This is a genomic window from Fischerella sp. PCC 9605 (assembly GCF_000517105.1).
Lineage (GTDB): Bacteria > Cyanobacteriota > Cyanobacteriia > Cyanobacteriales > Nostocaceae > PCC9605.
Window position 1 is genome coordinate 1739384 of record NZ_KI912148.1, and the last position, 19087, is coordinate 1758470.

At 44.8% G+C, this 19087-nt stretch carries 15 protein-coding genes; 8 read left to right on the plus strand and 7 right to left on the minus strand.

The annotated features are described in order from the left end of the window. Positions 1–89: 89 nt before the first annotated feature. Both FIS9605_RS40300 and pstS read right to left on the minus strand, forming a co-directional pair. Entirely contained in the window at positions 90–3644 is a 3555-nt protein-coding gene (locus FIS9605_RS40300; protein ID WP_035139515.1) for a two-partner secretion domain-containing protein, read from the minus strand. 257 nt (positions 3645–3901) lie between these two features. Next, on the minus strand, positions 3902–5020 hold the full coding sequence (gene pstS, locus FIS9605_RS0109990; protein WP_026732467.1) for a phosphate ABC transporter substrate-binding protein PstS: 1119 nt from the start codon (positions 5018–5020) through the stop codon (positions 3902–3904). A 636-nt stretch (positions 5021–5656) separates the two neighbouring features. Between pstS and FIS9605_RS0109995 the strand changes: the two genes are divergently transcribed. Then, positions 5657–6277 (plus strand): pentapeptide repeat-containing protein, encoded by a 621-nt coding sequence (locus FIS9605_RS0109995; RefSeq protein ID WP_026732468.1) that lies wholly within the window; start codon positions 5657–5659, stop codon positions 6275–6277. Between the two features lie 44 nt (positions 6278–6321). On the opposite strand, the gene FIS9605_RS0110000 is transcribed toward FIS9605_RS0109995, so the two are convergent. Both FIS9605_RS0110000 and FIS9605_RS0110005 read right to left on the minus strand, forming a co-directional pair. Beyond that, positions 6322–7041: a dienelactone hydrolase family protein gene (locus FIS9605_RS0110000; RefSeq protein ID WP_026732469.1), complete on the minus strand. Its 720-nt coding sequence runs from the start codon at positions 7039–7041 to the stop codon at positions 6322–6324. A 338-nt stretch (positions 7042–7379) separates the two neighbouring features. After that, complete coding sequence (locus FIS9605_RS0110005; RefSeq protein ID WP_026732470.1) at positions 7380–7853, minus strand: TspO/MBR family protein; 474 nt, start codon at positions 7851–7853, stop codon at positions 7380–7382. Positions 7854–8155: 302 nt separating this feature from the next. Between FIS9605_RS0110005 and FIS9605_RS36705 the strand changes: the two genes are divergently transcribed. Then, on the plus strand, positions 8156–8644 hold the full coding sequence (locus FIS9605_RS36705; RefSeq protein ID WP_051469966.1) for a hypothetical protein: 489 nt from the start codon (positions 8156–8158) through the stop codon (positions 8642–8644). Between the two features lie 23 nt (positions 8645–8667). Then, positions 8668–9330, plus strand: coding sequence for a hypothetical protein (locus FIS9605_RS0110015; protein ID WP_026732471.1), 663 nt, complete (start codon positions 8668–8670; stop codon positions 9328–9330). Here FIS9605_RS0110015 and fahA read toward each other — a convergent pair. The 3 genes from fahA to FIS9605_RS0110030 all read right to left on the minus strand — a co-directional run bounded on the left by fahA (position 9313) and on the right by FIS9605_RS0110030 (position 12179). Next, entirely contained in the window at positions 9313–10632 is a 1320-nt protein-coding gene (gene fahA / locus FIS9605_RS0110020; protein WP_026732472.1) for a fumarylacetoacetase, read from the minus strand. The two genes, FIS9605_RS0110015 and fahA, sit on opposite strands and share 18 nt — an antisense overlap. Before the next feature lie 92 nt (positions 10633–10724). Further along, on the minus strand, positions 10725–11618 hold the full coding sequence (locus tag FIS9605_RS0110025) for a hypothetical protein (RefSeq protein WP_026732473.1): 894 nt from the start codon (positions 11616–11618) through the stop codon (positions 10725–10727). 18 nt (positions 11619–11636) lie between these two features. Further along, on the minus strand, positions 11637–12179 hold the full coding sequence (locus FIS9605_RS0110030) for an Lrp/AsnC family transcriptional regulator (RefSeq protein WP_026732474.1): 543 nt from the start codon (positions 12177–12179) through the stop codon (positions 11637–11639). 236 nt (positions 12180–12415) lie between these two features. On the opposite strand from FIS9605_RS0110030, the gene hppD reads away from it, so the two are divergent. From hppD to FIS9605_RS0110055, 5 genes are all read left to right on the plus strand, one after another. Beyond that, positions 12416–13507, plus strand: coding sequence for a 4-hydroxyphenylpyruvate dioxygenase (hppD, locus tag FIS9605_RS0110035; protein ID WP_026732475.1), 1092 nt, complete (start codon positions 12416–12418; stop codon positions 13505–13507). A gap of 33 nt (positions 13508–13540) precedes the next feature. After that, the gene (locus FIS9605_RS0110040; RefSeq protein ID WP_026732476.1) at positions 13541–14704 is read left to right on the plus strand and encodes a homogentisate 1,2-dioxygenase; all 1164 of its coding nucleotides are present in this window, start codon (positions 13541–13543) and stop codon (positions 14702–14704) included. Positions 14705–14916: 212 nt separating this feature from the next. Beyond that, on the plus strand, positions 14917–15840 hold the full coding sequence (locus tag FIS9605_RS0110045) for a hypothetical protein (RefSeq protein ID WP_026732477.1): 924 nt from the start codon (positions 14917–14919) through the stop codon (positions 15838–15840). Between the two features lie 17 nt (positions 15841–15857). Further along, positions 15858–17783, plus strand: a complete 1926-nt coding sequence (locus FIS9605_RS36710) for an AMP-binding protein (protein WP_231510283.1) — start codon at positions 15858–15860, stop codon at positions 17781–17783. A 63-nt stretch (positions 17784–17846) separates the two neighbouring features. Next, the gene (locus FIS9605_RS0110055) at positions 17847–19049 is read left to right on the plus strand and encodes a hypothetical protein (protein WP_026732478.1); all 1203 of its coding nucleotides are present in this window, start codon (positions 17847–17849) and stop codon (positions 19047–19049) included. The last annotated feature ends 38 nt before the right edge of the window (positions 19050–19087 follow it).

Consider the following 19087-nt stretch of genomic DNA (forward strand, 5'->3'; position numbering starts at 1 on the left):
CGTACAAAACATCTATCAAAAGCTAGGGAAGTAGAAAACAGAGGTAACACCTGCGGAGGACTTGGGACGCACCTGACACGGGGAACCAATCAAGGTGCAGCACAACTTACGGTCGCGTGCGATCGCCGTTGCTCACCTATATTAGTAGGATCATATGCTGTCAGCACCACCTCACCCCGATTGTTGAGTATCCATCCCCTAGCTGGCACTATCTTGTTGATAGTTGCAGTTGTGGGAGTTGACTTTACAGTCATACTAGCAGCATTTGCTGTACTAATAGCTGGTGCGATTAAATCTACTCGCACATTGTCGCTGCTAATAATCTGATTGGGGTTTGAAGGTAATCCACCCCGTCCAGAGATGATGAATTTACTTTCTGTACCACGCTGACAGGGATTTTGGGCAATTTGTTGAGTGGGATCTACAAAATTTTCTGGTAATTCAACTAACCCGCGATTGGGTTCAGCCTCTGGGGTATTAAGTTGCACCGTGCCACTAAACTGTGGGCCAAGCTCAGATGAAGCAGTGATTTCGCTATCTGGTGACAAAAAGATGCCTTGAGCGTTAACTGTGACGTTTCCACCAAAGCCTTGTTCGGCATTAGCGCTAATTGTACTATTCTCCAACCCAACTAAACTGCCAGTATCGATAGCGATGTTACCCCCTGTAGCCGTTCCTGTGGCGTTGGTTGTGATGTTGCTATTACGACGCAAGATTAAGTCGCGGGAGTTGAGGATAATATTGCCTTGTCCACCACTAGTATTAGCACTGATAGATGCCTGGTTGTCCAGTCGAATGTCTTTAGCTGTTGTAACTTTAATATCACCTGCTGCACCATTTCCTGAATTACTGGTAGAGAGTCTAGCGCTATTAGTCAAAGAAAGCGATCGCGCAGTGATATTAATACCACCAGCATTGCCTACAGCTGATGAGTCAACACCGCTATAAAATCCACTGTTGAATCCATCTTTATCTGCACCATCGGCGGAGATGGAACCATCAGCATTAATGATTACACTTCCAGCATTTCCTTTGCCAAAGGTGCTGGTACTGATTACAGCGCCACCGGTCAGAGAAATGTTGTTAGTGTCTATTTTAATACCTCCAGCATTTCCCTCAGCTTGTTCTCGGGCCACTTGACTAAAAACTCCACTGTTGAATCCATTCTTAGCCTCACCATCTGCGGAGATAGTACCGTTGGCATTAATGATTACACCTCCGGCATCTCCCTTTCCAAGGGTGCTGGCATTGATGGTTCCACCATTGGTAAGAGAAATGTTGTTAGTGTTTATTGTGATACCACCAGCATTGCCCACGCCTGATGAGTTAACAGTGCTAAAAATTCCACTATTAAATCCATCCTTATCCTCACCATCTATGGAAATATCACCGGTACTATTAATAACTATACTTCCGGCGTTCCCTTGACCAAAGGTACTGGCACTGACTACTGCACCATTGCTAAGAGTGAGATTATTCGTGTTTATTTCGATACCACCAGCATTACCTATATCTGATGTTTCAACATTGCTAAAAATTCCACTGTTGAATCCATCCTTACCTTCACCAGATGCAAAGATGGTACCAGTGGCATTAACGATCACACTGCCAGCATTCCCTTTTCCAAGGGTGTTGGCATTGATTTGAGCACCATTGGTGAGAGAAAGGTCGTTGGTGTTTACTTTTACACCACCAGCATCTCCCTCAGCTTGTTCTTCCACTGTTGCAAAGATTCCGCTATTGCCTCCACTGTTATCCTCACCGTCTGCGGAGATATTACCAGTAGCATTAATACTTACACTACCAGCGTTTCCCTTTCCAAAGGTGCTGGCATTGATTTGAGCACCATTGGTAAGAGAAAGGTCGTTGGTGCTTACTGTTACACCACCAGCATCTCCCTCAGCTTGTCGTTCCACTGTTGTAAAGATTCCGCTGTTGACCCCACTGTTATCCTCACCGTCTGCGGAGATATTACCAGTAGCATTAATACTTACACTACCAGCATTTCCCTTTCCAAAAGTGCTGGCACTGATTTGTGCGCCATTAGTCAGAGAAAGGTTGTTGGTGTTTACTTCGATACTACCTGCATTTGCTTGTCCAGAGGTAGTGGTTAACAATAAAGCACCATTGGTTACAGAGAGATTACGCGCTTTGATTGTAAGATCGCCACCTTTGCCAGTGCTGGATCTGCCTACAGAAGTGCTTACTAAAGTGTTTGCCCCATCAAAAGAAACAGCAGCATTTTCAGCTTCAATAATTATATTGCCTGCATTTCCTCTACCAAAAGTAGCGGCTTGCAACTGGGAGCGATCTCCTACAGAAATAGACTCAGAAGCATTAAGTTGGATATTTCCCGCATTCCCTTGTCCCGCAGTGGAAGTAATTAGAGCGGCATTGGATAAAGAAAGGGAGGGCGTGTTGACAATCAGGTCAGCACCATTGCCTATACCTAATGTCCCCACAAAACTTGCTACAAAGGCGAAGCTATTTGCAGGTTCGCTTGTTAAGGAGACTTTATCCTTAGCTGTGATGATGACCTTTCCTGCATTTCCTTCTCCGTTAGTCGAAGAACTTATCAAAATATTGCCGTTCCCTTCCAGGGTTCCTGTGTTAATGACTACATTTCCTGCGTTTCCAGGTTCTCTGATGTTGGAACTGTTTAATGAAAAGTTACCTGTTGAGTTCAAGATTCCACTATAAGAGTTAGTTGTTCCTTCGATTCTCACCTTCTCTGTAGCATCAATTCTAATATCGCCTGCCTGAGCGCCTGGTGTTCCTAAACCTGGGTCTATACCCGCACCAAGCAGACTTCCTCCCACAATCTCTAAATTTCTGGCATTAACTGCAATATTACCTCCCCCGCCAGAACTTACACTAACTATCGCACCATTAGTGAGTGATACATCCCCTCGTTGCACTCCCACAGGAAAACTCAAGCTCCCATCACCATTGAGTTCTACTGTTCCAGCTGCTGTCAATCCTCCTAACTCTACGCGTCCTCCTGCTGCAAATAGTCTCCCGCCATCTAAGCGAACATCACCACCCACTAATGACAAGGATTTCCCTTCAGTAACCTGAAGAGCAGAAGATTGATTGGTGAGAGTTCCGGGATTATCTCGAAACCTCAAGCCGATGGGAATATTTACCGTTAACAGCGGTGGTGCCTGCGGATTTTTAGCATCAAACTCAAAACCATTGTCAAATATCAGACTGTTGGCTGTACTAGCAAAAAATGAACCTCCCACATCCAAGCGGGCATTTGGCCCAAAGATAATCCCGTTAGGATTGATGAAAAATAAATTGGCACTTCCCAATACTCCCAACCTTCCCAGAATGTTGGATGGGTTTGCTCCTGTTACGCGCGTCAGAATGTTGCTAATTCCGGCAGGATTGGAAAAATACGCACCTCTATCTGGTGCAACATTAAATTCTTGGAAGCTGTGGAATAGATTAGCACCGCGAATCGCTCCTCCATCAATGCGATCGCTTTGAATATCCCTAATTACCTGATTAGAAGTGACTGTAGAACTTTCTGCACCAAGACTAGTATCAGGTGTGATTTGGGCGTTTGCAGTGGTGGCTATTACTGAAATACTAGCTATGGTAGCAATTGGTAAAGCAAGGAAAACCAGTGTTTGCCGCATGTGGTTGGTTAGTAAATCTAACTTAACTCCTTATTATTTAGGAGAAAACCTAATGCGACTGTTGTCAATAGATTTTGAAGGGTAAGCAGGTGTAGTTAAACAAAATTAATTATATATTCTCTATGTTCCTGTTCCCTAGCCTGTACCTATAACAATAATCCCCCTATGCTTTTTGTAGTTTGGAGAGCAGGGGGATTATGTTTAGCCGTGTGACGTTTTTGGCAGAATGGCTGGATCGTCAAAGTAATCGAGCAAAATTATTGCCCTTGAGCCACCTTCATTGCATCTAAAGCTGCAATGACTCTTTTTGTAACATCATCAGGCAAAGGCAGATAGCCTAATTCTTCAGCGTATTTATCACCTTCATCAGACAAAGCCCACTCGACGACGTTTTTCAGTGCTTGTGCTTTAGCAGGATTATCATACTGCTGGTATAGCAGCAACCAAGTCAAACCAACAATTGGATAGGCTTGCTCTCCCTGCGGATCGGGGACAGTAAGTGCAAAATCTTCAGGAACCTCAGCATTTTCAATTGCAAGAGCAGCTGAACCTGGTTCGGGTGCAATATAATTGCCTGCACGGTTCTCGATTGTAGCCATTTGCAATTGATTTTCTCTGGCGTAGGCAAATTCTACATAACCAACAGCCCCTTGAGTTTGTTGAACTTGGGCGGTGACACCTTCATTTCCCCTCGCACCAAGACCTGTAGGCCACGACACTGACTTGGCAGCACCTGCTTGCCACTGTGGACAGGCAGCTTCGAGGTGATTGGTAAATACAAACGTTGTTCCACTACCGTCAGAACGATGGATGAAGGAAATCGGAGTGTTGGGTAAGTTAACACCAGGGTTTGCCTGGGAAATTTGGGGGTCATTCCAAGTTTTGATATCACCTTGGACAATACCACAGTATGCTTGTCGCGATAATCTCAGGTTATCTACGCCAGGCAGGTTATAGGCAAAGACGAGTGCGCCCCCAGTCATTGGTATTTGAATTGGTTGTCCTCGTTCTGCCGGAAACTTCTGACGTTCTTGTTCGGTGAGTGGCGCGTCAGTGGCTCCAAAATCTACTGTCTGTGCCAAAAACTGATTTATCCCAGCACCACTACCAACCGACTGGTAGCTAATTTGGATGTTGGGATTTTGTTTGTTAAATTCAGCAAACCAGCGTTGATACAAAGGAGCAGGAAAAGAAGCACCTGCGCCACTAATGGACACGGTTCCACCAGGAGCAGCGGCTCCTGGTGCGGGAGTTGTCTCAGGGGCAGTAGCAGTTGGTGTTTGAGGCTGACAAGAGACAATTCCCGCAGCTAGCGCAGTTAAAGCAATAGAGATAGTCCAACGATTTACATTGAAATCAAAGAAGTTCAAGTGCATTGTTATCCTTCTATTGAATTAGTAAAGTTTGCTATTGCTATAAATTTGACCGAATTAATAATGGGGGGATAAAGTTGCACACCTTTCCTACCCCAGCTACACTTGAAAGACTTAAGAGGCAGACTAAATCACTGCGGCAATTAGTATCATTGACTACGGTTTTGACCGCATTAATACTATCTTTGCAGTAATTGAAAATTGGTATTAGGTATCAGATTTCTTCTTCATGCCCCCTATGCCTTAAGATGGCGGGTGGCAGTTCCTTCCACTCCTTAAAGAGTATGGAGTTAATGGATTTAAGAGCCATTGTTTTGTGATTTCAGTACAGACCAGCTTGCAAAACAATAATTCACTGGTTGGTTTCCACAACTTAAGTATTGATAGTAAATGTGACTAGAAAGTGACCAAACGAAAAAATTAAATTGCCTTTCTGAGAGCGGACGTGGTTACTCTTTGCCCACATTTTATAAAAGTAACCTTCGCAAAAGGTCTACTGTATAACCCAGAAAGCAATTTTAGTATATTGCATTACATTGCATTACCGTACAGCTATTATTTGCTTATTCTCTAATTTTTGTTATATTTATTTACATAATTTTACAAACTAAAATGCAAGCATGCATTAATATCGCGATCATGGATGCTGATGACCTTCTCAAACACTATGCTGCGGGCAATAGGCAATTTTTACAGGTGAGATTGCGACAGGCTAATTTGAGCGAAACATGTTTAGCAAGAATTAACCTGGGTCAAGCAAATCTGAGTGGGACAAACCTATCAGGAGCTTGTTTGCGAGGAGCAAATTTAAGTGAAGCGACTCTAGAAGAAGCAATCCTGTGGAGAACCGATCTTAGGGAAGCCTTATTGATTTGGGCTTGTTTAAGCAGAGCGTGTTTAATTCGGGCAACTCTGAGGAAAGTGGATTTGCACAAGGCTGTCCTGACTAGGGCAGACCTGCGGTTAGCCGATTTGCGTTACGCAGATCTGGGCGATGCAAATTTGGAGGGTGCGGATTTGCGCTATGCTGACCTCACTGGTGCTAACTTGGCGGGTGCTAATCTGAGCAAGGTCAACTTAACAGGTACAAATCTGAGTAAGGCAGACCTGTACAACGTCAACATGACTAAAGCCATTTTGTCAAGAACCGATCTGCGCCATACAGACCTCAGCTACGTTAACCTGGATGGGGTTAATATGTGTAATGTCAATTTAAACGGCGCTTCTTTACCTGAATCATTCCTGAATATGGCAGGTTGACGTAACGAGTTTCTTTACTTTTTTGCTGGGGTTTTTTGATGTTTTTACCTAGACCCTTGCAGATGTTTATGGAAGAAGCGTGTGAGTTCGCGCCAAGAATCTTCGGCCGCCAAGCGGTTGTAGGAAGAACGTTCGTGACAGAAAAAACCGTGGTCAGCATCAGAATAAACCTTCAACGTGTACTCTTTGCCAAGTTCCTTGAACCGGGACTCAATTTGTCTGACTCGTTCGAGAGGAATGAATGGATCGACACCGCCGAAGAATAAGTATACAGGCACCGTGATGTTATCCACCGCGTCGATCCACTCATCGTAAACCATACCGTAGAAGGGAGCAGCTGCCGCGATCTCGTCCGACAACTTGCAAGCAGTGAGAAAGGTCAGTCCGCCGCCCAGGCAGAAACCAGTAACGCCAACTTTACTTGGGGACACGTCCGATCGCGATTTAACATAAGCCAACGCCGCCCGAATATCCTCCTCCACAGACTTGAGATCGAGGCGGTACATCATCGCCATCGCTTGCTCAACCTCATCGTATCCGAACTTGTTGTTTGGCAACTCCCGATAATATAGATCCGGCGCGAGAACCACATAACCTTCCTTGGCAATCCGGGCTGCTACGTCTCGAATGTGCGGCGTTAAGCCAAAGGCCTCCATCAGAAGGATGATAGCTGGCTTCTGGGCATCCTCAGCAGGTGTACATAAGAAAGCGGGCATCTGTCCGTCGGGTGTCGGAATCATCACCTCTGTCTGTTCGATTTGCACGTTATATTACTCCTGTCTGTTTGATTTACGTGTTAGCGTCGGACATTGAGATTGGGCTTAATCTATTTTGATTAAGCCGTCACATTATTCAAAGACTGGACAGAGAAATTTAGGCAATTTCTGCGGTAAAAAATCATGGTAGCAAGTTTCATTTTACATAGGCGATCGCTGAGTGTATCCGATCCTATCAAACTCACTTAGTACAAAATTTCATAAATTCGTAGCGAATAAAACTCGGAAAAACTCTGCTACCTGGTGCGCTTACCTTTGCGAGCCTCTGCGTTTAAAAAAGTTACTATTTTATGCAGATTTGTACTTAGCGGAAACGCTACTACAGCTTACCTACCTACACCAGAATTAAGCTGAATCAAAACCCAAGTCAAATAAGTACCGATAATACCCCAAATAGCATAAGGCAAAAATAACCAAGATGCAGTTCGAGAAATTGGCTTCACCAAAAATGCCAGAATGTAAACCATAAGAGTAGCCAAGCCACCAACAATCATTCCACCGAAGAGACTGCGGAGTTCTACCACAATCGGACTGTAAGCTGAGGTAAGAATGGCGATCGCTGCATACATTCCCATCAACAACCAAGGACGAGATTGTTTTGAGCTTTTCTCCCACACCAAAATTGCAGAGATTGTGGTGCAAATCCAAATAAAGATCCAGATAAAGGGGATGAGGAACTCAAACGTTAACCAATTGGGACGTTGTAACCCCTGAAACCAGGGATCGCGCAAAGATGTAAACAGGCTACCGCCAAAAAACAGTGCAGCTGAAACTGCGGTGATAATCCATCTAGCTTTCACAATCAGCACCTGTATAACTTAGATATTACTTGTAGTTTAGATTTTTCTAGAGATTTGCCACACCTATCTTGAGTTTCAAAGCTTCTTATAAATACAACTTCTTACTAGTCCAGCACGACATAAATAACAAGACAAATAGACAAAAAAGTAGACTTTACGAGCATTACTACCTTCTACTTTCTGCCTTCTTGTAATATCACCTGAATTGGTGAACCAATTGCATGATGTCAATCGCTAGTATCTCTACTTAAGATGATGACTATAGAACAGTAAAGAATTTCATCAACAAAAATTTGGAGGAAATGGTGCTTAGGATTTTTCCAAAGCATTGGTTTACTTGGAACTGTGAAGTTCTAGAAAACGATATATCAATTGCAAGTATTGAATTTTTGGCTTGGGGCGAGAACGGTGAAATTATTACTCACGATTGTTGCTACAAAGTCTACCGTGAACCTGGGCTGAGTGCAAATTTTTCTCTAGAAGAGAACGGTAAACGCATTGCTTGGGCTATTAAACCCAATCCTTTCTATAAATTGTTTGAAATTAACTATGCTGGCACAGAATACGAACTGAAAGCCGAGTCTCCCTTTTTGAGGCAGTTTATATTGCAAGAACGCGGACTAATAATTGGTGCAATCAGCCCTAACCATGCTTTCACTCGTCGGGCGATCGCAGAATTGCCTGCAAATATTCCATTGCCTATCAGACTTTTTATGATTTGGCTGGTGTTGCTGTTGTGGCGGCGAAATGAACAGGCGAGTGCTGTTACCTCTGGTGCTATCAGTACATAAAATCTCAGAATAACATTAAGATTATGCACAAACTTTTCTATTTATTAGCGATCGCACTCATCTTTGGTACATCTGTTGCTTGTACAGATCAATTGTCTGGCGGTCAAGCGAATAGCAATCCACCAACTACTTCTCCCACTTCTACACCGACTCCTCAACCAAGACCGCTTACAATCGCTGATACAATCAGTGTAGAAGGAGAAAAACAAAAAATCACGCTTAACCTTTACGATCAAAAAGGTCTACCATTTACAACCTACGTACCAGCTAATCGTTTTATTGACCAAACAGTCAGTTCTGGGGAAGGGACAGCAGTATGGTTTTATGCTCTACAACCAGATAGTACACCCAACAAAGATGTTTACGTCCAGTTTTTCTTCCCTAGTGAAGTCTTAACTTTGGAAGAAGCAAAAGAAAAGTTATTGGAATCTAATGGCTTATTTGCTACCAATCAGTGGCAAGTAATTAATCGTTCTCAAGTCCAAGAAGATTTATATCCTTGGGCAAAAGAAAAAATTATCTTTCAGCAAAAAGGCGAAGGCGATCGCAGTATCGTTGGTGTTGTGTTTATTGGTGAATATAATGGTAAAGCCTTTTGGGCTGTACAACATTACCCAGTCGAATTTGGCGATGGTTTTGAGCCTTTAGCAGGAAAAATCCTCAGTAATTTACAATTGAGAAGCTAAGACAATGCCTCGACACTCTCCAAAACCGATCCTGGCATAGCCTTCTTTCTCACAGTAACCGCGCATGATGACTTCATCGCCATCGCAAAGAAAAGACCGCACTTCACCAGTTGGCAGTTCGACTGGCTGAACACCACGCTGAGTAATTTCTAGCAAACACCCTTGCGAGCCTTTCTCTGCACCAGAGATTGTTCCGCTAGCCAGCAAATCGCCAGGACGGAGGTTACAACCATTACTGGTATGGTGGGTAAGCATTTGCGCCACTGTCCAATACATCTGCTGAAAAGAACCACGGCTTAAGCGCAAAGGTTCCATCCCCGCCGCACGCATTTGGGCCGAACGCACCAGGACTTCCACTGTAATATCAATACTACCAGATTCAGTATTTACCCAAGAAGAGAGATAGGATAGCGGTAAGGGGTCGCCCTCGGCACGCTCAAAAGCCGGACTGCGGAAGGGTGCTAGAGCTTCCAGAGTTACCACCCAAGGCGAGATAGTAGTAGCAAAGCTTTTGGCTAAAAACGGGCCAAGAGGCTGATATTCCCAAGCTTGGATATCTCGCGCCGACCAGTCATTCACCAAACACAACCCAAAGATGTGTTCTTCAGCATTATCTATAGGAACAGGTTGTCCTAACTCATTTCCAGCACCAATAAAGAATCCAACTTCCAATTCGTAGTCCAACATCTGAGTTGGTTCAAAACTGGGGGTTGGCGCTTCCGGTTTTTTGATCTGCCCCTTGGGGCGCTGGATGGCGGTATCACTAAGCACAATTGAAGAAGCGCGTCCGTGGTAGGCAATCGGAACGTATTTGTAGTTGGGGAGGAGAGGATTATCGGGACGAAACAACTTCCCCACATTAGTAGCATGAAAAATTGCAGCGTAAAAATCAGTGTAATCGCCAATGTCGGCAGGTAATAAAAGCTCAACATCAGACATCGGAACGATCATTGCTTGTGCTGAAGGCGATCGCTCGTCCCATTGCAGTAGTTTGCTCAAGTGGCGGCGCAAAATTAATGCAGCCTCACTCCCCATCGCCATTAGTAGATTTAAGTTAGATGTTACACAGACTGCTTGCAGCTTTTCCGGGAGTTCTTGCAGCAGTCCAGCTTTACAACAAAGGAACAAATCTAATATTTGATCGCCAATAGCAACACCGATGCGTGAGGTTTCGCCGCTACTTGGAAATCGAAATACACCAAAGGGCAGGTTCTGAATCGGGAAATCAGTATCTGGCTGATTGGCAGATTCCACCCAACTACGCAAATTTGGGTTGTGAGTGATATCAATAGGACGGCTCATAAACAATTAAAAAATTGAAAAATCGGCGTTGCTGAATCGAGGCATGAATTTTGTAGAAGCAATTCATGAATTGCTTCTACGCCAGTAGATTGTCAATCTGATGTTAACAGTTTCAGTTCTTTGATCTCGTCTATCGGCTCTTGAAATGAGCAGGAACCAAAAGAGCGGAAAAAGCGTTGTCGAGCCTGCTTAATTTCTGCAATATTGAGGTAATAATCGCGCCAAGTAATAGCGTCGGTTGTGAATTGGAAGCTATTGCTGGCAGAGTCTTGGAGAACTTCTAGCGCTACTTGGGGCGTTACTTTTTGCCAATAAACTAATGCTGCCAACACAGCAACATTCAGAAAGCCGTGCATGAGAGTAGAAGGACTATCTGACTCGTATGTGACACGATAGTTACCTGGTAAGGGATGATGCAAACCTGCGGTTGCTTTAAAGGCGACTTGAGCATCAGCAAACAACAATATGCACTGACAAAGTTCGGTAATAGAGGGAAACGCTTCGATAGTGATTCCACCAGTGCGAATTTTAACAGCGGCTTTAGTATGTTTCAGCACCGCTAGATATGGCTGTACGTCTGCGTTAAGGGGAATTTCAAAAAATGCTTCTACGCCATCAGGCAAATAGGGAATGGCTCTCTCTATCTCTAGGGGCGAAAGTAGTGGAAATTCTAAAGACGTGACAGTGATATGATTTTTGCTATCGAGCTTGCTGGAGAGCGATCGCACTATTTCTATCTCCGACTCCCAATCTTTTGAAATAATCAAACTAAGCGACCACTGCTTTAAGTCTAATGTTGGTACTAATGCTGCAAACTCATTCAATCGGGACACTGGCAGCACGAAGCGATTCAGCATCCAACTGTAGGGCGTTAATTGATAATTTGCATAATTTACCATCGCTTCTTGCATACTCAGCTTGGCTGGAGGAAACAGTCCAGCATAGTCCACAATTGATGCGAGAAGTGCTTTTACTGATGGAAGCATGGGGTTTTACCTCCTTGCCTAAACTTCACCTAATGGTAGTGAGGTTGAAGCTTTGATTTCATTCAAAACAATACTGGTACGTACCTTATGGACACCTGGAATTTGCGTAATTTTCTCACTCAGTAATTTTTCCAAATGCTGATGGTTAGTGACGACAACTTTCAACAGGTAATCAAATTCGCCAGTGAGATGGTGGCATTCCAGAACTTCCGGTAACTCCTTTACCAGTTCGCAGAAGTGTCCGACACACTCAGGTTGATGGTGAGCAAGAGTAACTTGTGTAAAGCACAGCAAGTCTAAGCCTAGTGCCTCACGATTCACCAAAGTCACGTAACGGTCAATAAAGCCATTTTCTTCCAGCTTTTTCAATCTTTTTTGCAGCCCAGGCGCTGTGAGGTTAACTTGGCGTGCCAATTCAGCGTGAGTAATGCGGCTGTTCTCTTGCAAAAGACGTAATACCAGTCGGTCTTTTTCATCTAGTTGTTTGAGCGGCTCCGAGTTCTTACCCTTAGTGGTTTGATTTTTGGGCAACTTATCTCTCCAGGCGTACTCGTTCAGCATGTTTTATTGATAGCTTAATTTATAATAGATACCAAATCAAGCCTTTGAGTTAACAAAATCATGAATATGAACTCTAAAAATTAATTTTATAATCTTATTAGATACTTTTGGTTAAAAATCAAAACTAAAAGTATTGAACCCAAGTTGCAATTGGTCGTTAGTCATATCAACAATCGATAGCCTTACAAGATTTTTCCTCAGTTCTCAATATCTCCTCTAGATCAGGAGGAATTGAAATGAATGATTTTTGCCCCATAAAGCGTTTCGATCACCTTGAGTTCTATGTAGGGAATGCAAGACAGGCTGCACTGTTCTATTCCAAGTTTTTCGGATTCACCAATACTGCATATCGGGGTTTGGAAACTGGTAGCCGAGAAGTAGCATCCTATGTAATGCAGCAGGGGGATATCTGCTTTGTTTTGAGTACAGCGCTCTTTCCCGAACATCCCATCTCCGAAAGTGTGTTTAAGCATGGTGATGCAGTTGCCGTCATCGCCTTAGAAGTACCGGATGCTGTCAGTGCCTATAAGGAGACAACTAAACGAGGTGCCCTAGGAGCTATAGAACCGACAGAAGAAGAGGACGGATACGGAGTGTTGCGCTACGCTGCTATCCACGGCTACGGCGACACGTTAATTAAATTTGTAGAACGAAACGATTACTCTGGGGTATTTGCCCCTCACTTTGTGACTCGACAGCAGGCTGACAGCAGCAATTTTGCAAGGCTTCATAGCATTGACCATATTGTCGGTAACGTCGAATTTGGCGCAATGGACAGATGGGTGCAATTTTTCGCTGAGACGATGGGTTTTAGCCTGTTAGTGCATTTTGACGATCGTGCAATTTCCACAGAATACTCAGCATTAATGTCCAAGGTAATGCAGGACGGCACGGGCAAGATTAAATTGCCAATAAACGAGCCAGCTAAAGGTAGACGCAAGTCACAAATTGAAGAGTACTTGCAATATAACAACGGGCCTGGAGTGCAACACATTGCTTGCGCTACCAATAATATTATTGAGACGGTTTCTAAGCTGAAGAAAGCCGGAGTCGAATTTCTGCACGTACCAACAACATATTACGAAAACTTAGAAGAACGAGTGGGGAAAATCGATGAGCCTATCGAACAGCTACAAGAACTGGGCATCCTGGTAGATAGAGATGAAGACGGGTATTTGCTCCAAATTTTCACTCAGCCTGTGCAAGACCGACCAACGCTTTTCTTTGAAGTGATTGAGCGACATGGGGCACAAGGCTTTGGTGAAGGTAACTTCAAATCTTTGTTTGAGGCGATCGAGCGTGAACAAGCACTGCGGGGCAATTTATGACGCAAAGACGCTTAGAGCAGAGGAGATGGAACTATGACTTATTACTATAAGTTGGGAAATATTCCACACAAGCGGCACACCCAGTTTCGTCAACCGAATGGTTCTTTGTATCACGAAGAATTGATGGGGATACGTGGTTTTTCAGGTATTCAATCTCTGCTTTACCATTTGCGTCCACCCACCCAAATACACAAAATTTTGCTAGAGAGAACGGTAGAGATTGCCTATGAAGAACCAGGCCCCTTGCGTCATCGCCATCTACGTACAGCAACTGTAGAACCAGGAGGAGATGCTATCCAAGCGCGTATCCCACTTTTGACGAATGCAGATGTTTGTATTTCAGTTGCTCGACCAACTGAATCGATGTCGTATTGGTATCGGTTTGCTCACGGTGATGAGGTGATTTTCATCCATGACGGCACTGGTGTATTAGAGAGCCAGTACGGTATTCTTCGCTATCGTGTGGGCGATTATTTAGTAATTCCCACAGGAGTCATGTGGCGTATAATACCTGATGCAAACACAGAGCAACGAATGTTGGTAATTGAAGCAAACGGACACATAGAGCCACCAGCACGTTACCTCAATCGTTACGGGCAATTTCTCGAACACGCCCCTTACAACGAACGCGACATTCGCCCACCGGATGAGCTTGTTACCTATGATGAAACAGGAGAGTTCGAGGTACGAGTCAAAGCTAGGGACAGAATTACCAGTTACCTCTATCACCATCATCCCTTAGATGTCGTCGGTTGGGATGGACATCTCTATCCCTTTGCCTTTAACATTGAGGACTTTGAACCTATTACAGGTCGGATTCACCAACCCCCTCCGGTACATCAAACCTTTGAGGCTCCGGGCTTTGTTTTGTGTTCTTTTGTACCGCGCCTTTTTGATTATCATCCCCAAGCAATCCCTGCTCCCTATAACCATTCCAACGTCGATTCGGATGAGGTTATCTATTACGCTGCGGGGAATTTCATGTCCCGCAAAGGAATAGAACAGGCATCAATTACCATTCATTCCAGTGGTATTCCCCACGGGCCCCACCCAGGCATGTATGAGGGGTCAATTGGCAAGGAACGGACTGATGAACTAGCTGTGATGATTGATACCTTTCGTCCTCTGCGACTCACAAAGCACGCCGTACAGTTAGAAGACAAAGACTACGCTTACAGTTGGATTGGTAATAGGTAATCGATAATTGCTAATTGGCTCTTTTGTTCTCTCTTCTGTTAGCGTCTATAGCGTTCTTGGCGGTTCCTAAAAAAATCTTGTAGATAAAACTGAATTGCTATACAGCAATGCTAAATCATAAATCATTTGTGAAACTCTTTTTTATCTTTCTTTGTGTTCTTTGCGTCCTACCCTAGCGGGAAGCCGCTAGCGCGTCTATGTGGTTCGTTTCTATGACTCAAACTCTCACAACTACCCCAACAAATCTCACCATTTCGCCACGCATTGAAGAACGCTTGCGTCGAGGCGAACTCACCCAAAACCAAGTAGACAATTTTCAAAACTTCCTCACCGAAGTTGACCGAGAATTCTTACAACATCGCATCATTACCAACAACGCCTATACTCGCTGGTTCCGCAAAGGCACTGCGACAGATGAAGAACTGCGGCACTTCATCCGGCAATTCTCGGTTTTCTCTAACCAGTTTCTAATTGCCGCACTTCTGAAAGTAATCAACTCATCCACCCTCCAGCAGTCGCGTGCTAGTCGTGAGATATTGCTCAATGAACTGGGCGTGATTTACCGCCAACCTGGACAGCCAAGTAGCAGCAACCTTGCTCAAACTGAGGAAGAAAAAGACCGGGAAGGCGACCCTGAATTAGTCAGTACTGAGGGTACGGTAGACGGAGGTATCTGTCGTTTTCGTGCAGCGCATTTTGAATGGTTGCTTGGCGTTGCTGAGGGATTGGGATTGCACTATGAAGACATCGGCAAACGCAAGCACGGACGCCCCACAACTTTGCACTTTTGTGACGAACTACAACGTCTCTACGGTAGCGACGATCCGCAAATTGCCGAGGGCGCTAGTTTTGCAGTCGAAAACTGGGCAGCGGCTGGCTTTTGGCAGGAATTGGAAGACGGACTCACACGCATTAAGCAAACACGATACCCACATCTGCGCCTAGCGTTTTTCACCTGGCACAACCGCGTTGAGGCACAGCACGCTGGCCATACCTTGGAAGAACTTGAAGAAGTTTACTTTCACCCAGACTTTGACCAAGCTAAGTTTATTCAGGGAGGGCGAGAGATTCTCGAAGCTATAGCCGTTTTCTGGGATGGATTGAATAGCGATCGCCTTAACCACATCTACACATAATATAAAGGTGAAGGGCAATGGCAAAGCAACTATCATTTGAACCCGTTTGGTTTCCCTCTAATGAGCAAATTCAGGCGACCAATATCGCTGCGTTGATGAAGGAACTAAAATTGGATTCCTACCCAGAACTACACGCCTGGTCAGCACAGCATCGTGCTGAGTTTTGGGAGATGATGATTCAACGTTTGGGTATTTACTTCCGGGAGAAATACACTCAAATTGTTGACCTTACAGACGGTGTAGAATCTCCGCAATGGTTGGTGAATGCTCGATTTAACATTGCTGAGAGTTGTTTTCTGGCACCAGCAGACGCCCCCGCCATTATCTTCCAAGCAGAAGGGGGTTCAATTTCAACCCTTACTTATAGTGAACTCCACGCCCTAACTAACCGAGTCGCGAATGGACTTGTGGATGCTGGCTTTCAAACAGGCGATGCCATTGCTATTGCCATGCCCATGATTGCCGAATCTGTGGCAATTTACTTGGGAATTATCAAGGCTGGCTGCGTGGTAGTCTCCATTGCTGACAGTTTTTCTGCTGCTGAAATTGCTAAGCGGCTGCACTTGTCTAAAGCTAAAGCAATTTTTACCCAAGACTATATTTTACGCGGTGGTAAGCAGTTGCCCCTCTACACCAAAGTAGTTGATGCCAATGCACCCACATCCATTGTCCTGGGGTCGTCTGTAGAACTGCGTCCTGGTGATTTGACTTGGGAGGAGTTTCTCAGTAGCAACGACGAATTCAATGCCATTCCAGCCCATCCCGACGCTTACACTAACATCTTATTCTCCTCTGGCACCACCGGAGAACCTAAAGCTATTCCCTGGACACACACTACACCAATCAAATGTGCTACTGATGGGCATTTGCATCACGACATCCATCCAGGCGACGTAGTCGCATGGCACACCAACCTAGGATGGATGATGGGGCCGTGGCTGATTTATGCCAGTCTCATCAATAGGGCGACTATAGCCCTTTACTGTGGGACACCTACAGACCGAGGATATGGACAGTTTATACAGGATGCAGGCATAAATATACTTGGTGTAGTACCTAGTCTGGTTAATACTTGGAAAACAACTGCTTGTATGCAAGGGCTAGATTGGAGCGCTATTAAAGCGTTTAGCTCGACTGGTGAGTGTTCTAAGCCAGAGGATATGCTCTATCTAATGTCCTTAGCTGGATATAAACCAGTTATTGAATATTGCGGCGGTACAGAAATTGGTGGAGGCTATATCACTGGTACTTTGGTACAGCCTTGTGCCCCCTCGACTTTTACCACGCCCGCCTTGGGTCTGGACATTGTTATTCTCGACGCAGACGGTCATCCGGCAGACAAAGGCGAAGTATTTATTATCCCTCCATCGATTGGACTCTCCACTGAGTTGTTAAACAAAAACCATCACCAAGTCTACTTTGCCAATACCCCCCCACTTCCAGACGCGCCATGGCGCGTCTCTACATCTCTGCCCATCTCCCCATCCCCCCATCCCCCACTCCTCCCATCCTCCATTTCCCTGCGCCGCCATGGCGACCAGATGGAGCGGTTGCCCAACGGCTACTACCGCGCTTGTGGTCGCGTTGACGACACCATGAATCTAGCAGGTATCAAAGTTAGCTCGGCTGAGATTGAACAAGTCCTTGATGAGGAGGAGGGAATATGTGAAACTGCTGCTATTGCTGTTTCTTCTCCAAACGGGGGGCCGAGCCAATTAGTCATTTATGCAGTGGTAACACCGGATGTTCAAGACAATAAAGCCACACTTATGACAACCTTACAAGCAGCAATTAACCAGCGTCTCAATCCCCTATTCAAAATTCGCGACATTGTCATAGTTGATGCTTTACCTCGCACTGCTTCTAACAAAGTTATGCGTCGTGTATTGCGCGATCGCTATCGGGATATCTTAGCTCAACCTGCGAGGTTGTCTAAATCCTAGAGAAAATCTAAGCAAAACCGCGTGGTAATTGTCTGCTTACAGTCTTTGATTTGAGTGGAAAGTATGACAACTATCAAACCCGAAGAAAGAAATTTAAATGCCTTCAAGCTTGAAGATTACGATGTGAGCCGGGAATCTGGTTTTTTACCGATACATTCTCCTGCTCAAGCTCAATTGCCGCAGGTGTTCTGGCAGGTGCAACAGATTGCTGCCTTGCTGCCCAAGTTGTTAGCTACTGGAAAAATTCGCCAGGTGATTAAGAACCTCTTGGAAGTAGACGTGGAGCGAGAAACGTTAGATGATATGCAGCTGCGTCGAGCCATGCAGGTGTATTCCTACCTGACTCATGCTTACATCTGGGGTGAACCAACACCCACCAAGATACTGCCGCGTAATATTGCTGTACCTTTCTACAATATCTCTCAAAAACTGGGAAGACCTCCAGTCTTGTCCTATGCTTCCTATGCCTTGGACAACTGGGTGCTAATTAACGAAACTGAACCGATTGAAATCGGCAATATTATGGTGTGGCAGAATTTTTTGGGCGGTTTAGATGAAGACTGGTTTATCCTCATTCACATCGAAATTGAAGCCAAAGCTGCACCTGCACTAGCAGCCATTCCCATTATTCTGGAGGGGATTGCTGGCGATGACACTACCACGGTACTTGATGGTTTACGGGATATCAGAGAGGCATGGACAAACATCAACAACAGCATGAGTCGGATGCCAGAAGGCTGCGATCCCTACATTTACTATAATCGGGTGCGTCCCTACATTCACGGCTGGAAAAATAATCCGGCATTGCCAGAAGGACTCATATATGAAGGTGTAGAGGCTTATGGCGAAAAGCCTCAGCAGTTTCGCGGCGAGACAGGCGCGCAAAGTAGTATCTTACCTACTATGGATGCTCTGTTCAATATCACTCACGAACGCGACCCCTTATGGGAATTTTTGATAGAAATGCGAGACTATATGCCAGCGAAACACCGTGGCTTTGTGGAGGCAGTCGAAAAACGTTCAACACTGCGGGATTTCGTTCAGAAACGTTTGGATAGAGCGCCCAAGCTGAAAGATTTATATAATGATTGCGTTTCTCTTATAGAAAAATTCCGTAGCAAACACCTAGAATTTGCTGCCCGTTATATCTACCAGCAAACTGCTAGGTTCAACAATAACACCGCTATTGGTACGGGTGGTACGCCATTCATGCAGTATCTGAAAAAACATCGTGATGAAAGCAGTCAGCATATGTTGAAATCATAGTTTAAAGAGCTTCAGTCATTTCTTTCTTCATTTGCGCG

Bases quoted from the DNA above. Each gene is read 5' to 3' on its own strand.
- fahA (WP_026732472.1), bottom strand. From the start codon at position 10,632: ATGAGCCGTCCTATTGATATCACTCACAACCCAAATTTGCGTAGTTGG.
- pstS (WP_026732467.1), bottom strand. From the start codon at position 5,020: ATGCACTTGAACTTCTTTGATTTCAATGTAAATCGTTGGACTATCTCT.
- FIS9605_RS0110015 (WP_026732471.1), top strand. From the start codon at position 8,668: ATGCACAAACTTTTCTATTTATTAGCGATCGCACTCATCTTTGGTACA.
- FIS9605_RS0110045 (WP_026732477.1), top strand. From the start codon at position 14,917: ATGACTCAAACTCTCACAACTACCCCAACAAATCTCACCATTTCGCCA.
- FIS9605_RS36705 (WP_051469966.1), top strand. From the start codon at position 8,156: ATGGTGCTTAGGATTTTTCCAAAGCATTGGTTTACTTGGAACTGTGAA.
- FIS9605_RS36710 (WP_231510283.1), top strand. From the start codon at position 15,858: ATGGCAAAGCAACTATCATTTGAACCCGTTTGGTTTCCCTCTAATGAG.
- FIS9605_RS0109995 (WP_026732468.1), top strand. From the start codon at position 5,657: ATGGATGCTGATGACCTTCTCAAACACTATGCTGCGGGCAATAGGCAA.
- FIS9605_RS0110040 (WP_026732476.1), top strand. From the start codon at position 13,541: ATGACTTATTACTATAAGTTGGGAAATATTCCACACAAGCGGCACACC.
- hppD (WP_026732475.1), top strand. From the start codon at position 12,416: ATGAATGATTTTTGCCCCATAAAGCGTTTCGATCACCTTGAGTTCTAT.
- FIS9605_RS40300 (WP_035139515.1), bottom strand. From the start codon at position 3,644: ATGCGGCAAACACTGGTTTTCCTTGCTTTACCAATTGCTACCATAGCT.
- FIS9605_RS0110030 (WP_026732474.1), bottom strand. From the start codon at position 12,179: ATGCTGAACGAGTACGCCTGGAGAGATAAGTTGCCCAAAAATCAAACC.
- FIS9605_RS0110025 (WP_026732473.1), bottom strand. From the start codon at position 11,618: ATGCTTCCATCAGTAAAAGCACTTCTCGCATCAATTGTGGACTATGCT.
- FIS9605_RS0110055 (WP_026732478.1), top strand. From the start codon at position 17,847: ATGACAACTATCAAACCCGAAGAAAGAAATTTAAATGCCTTCAAGCTT.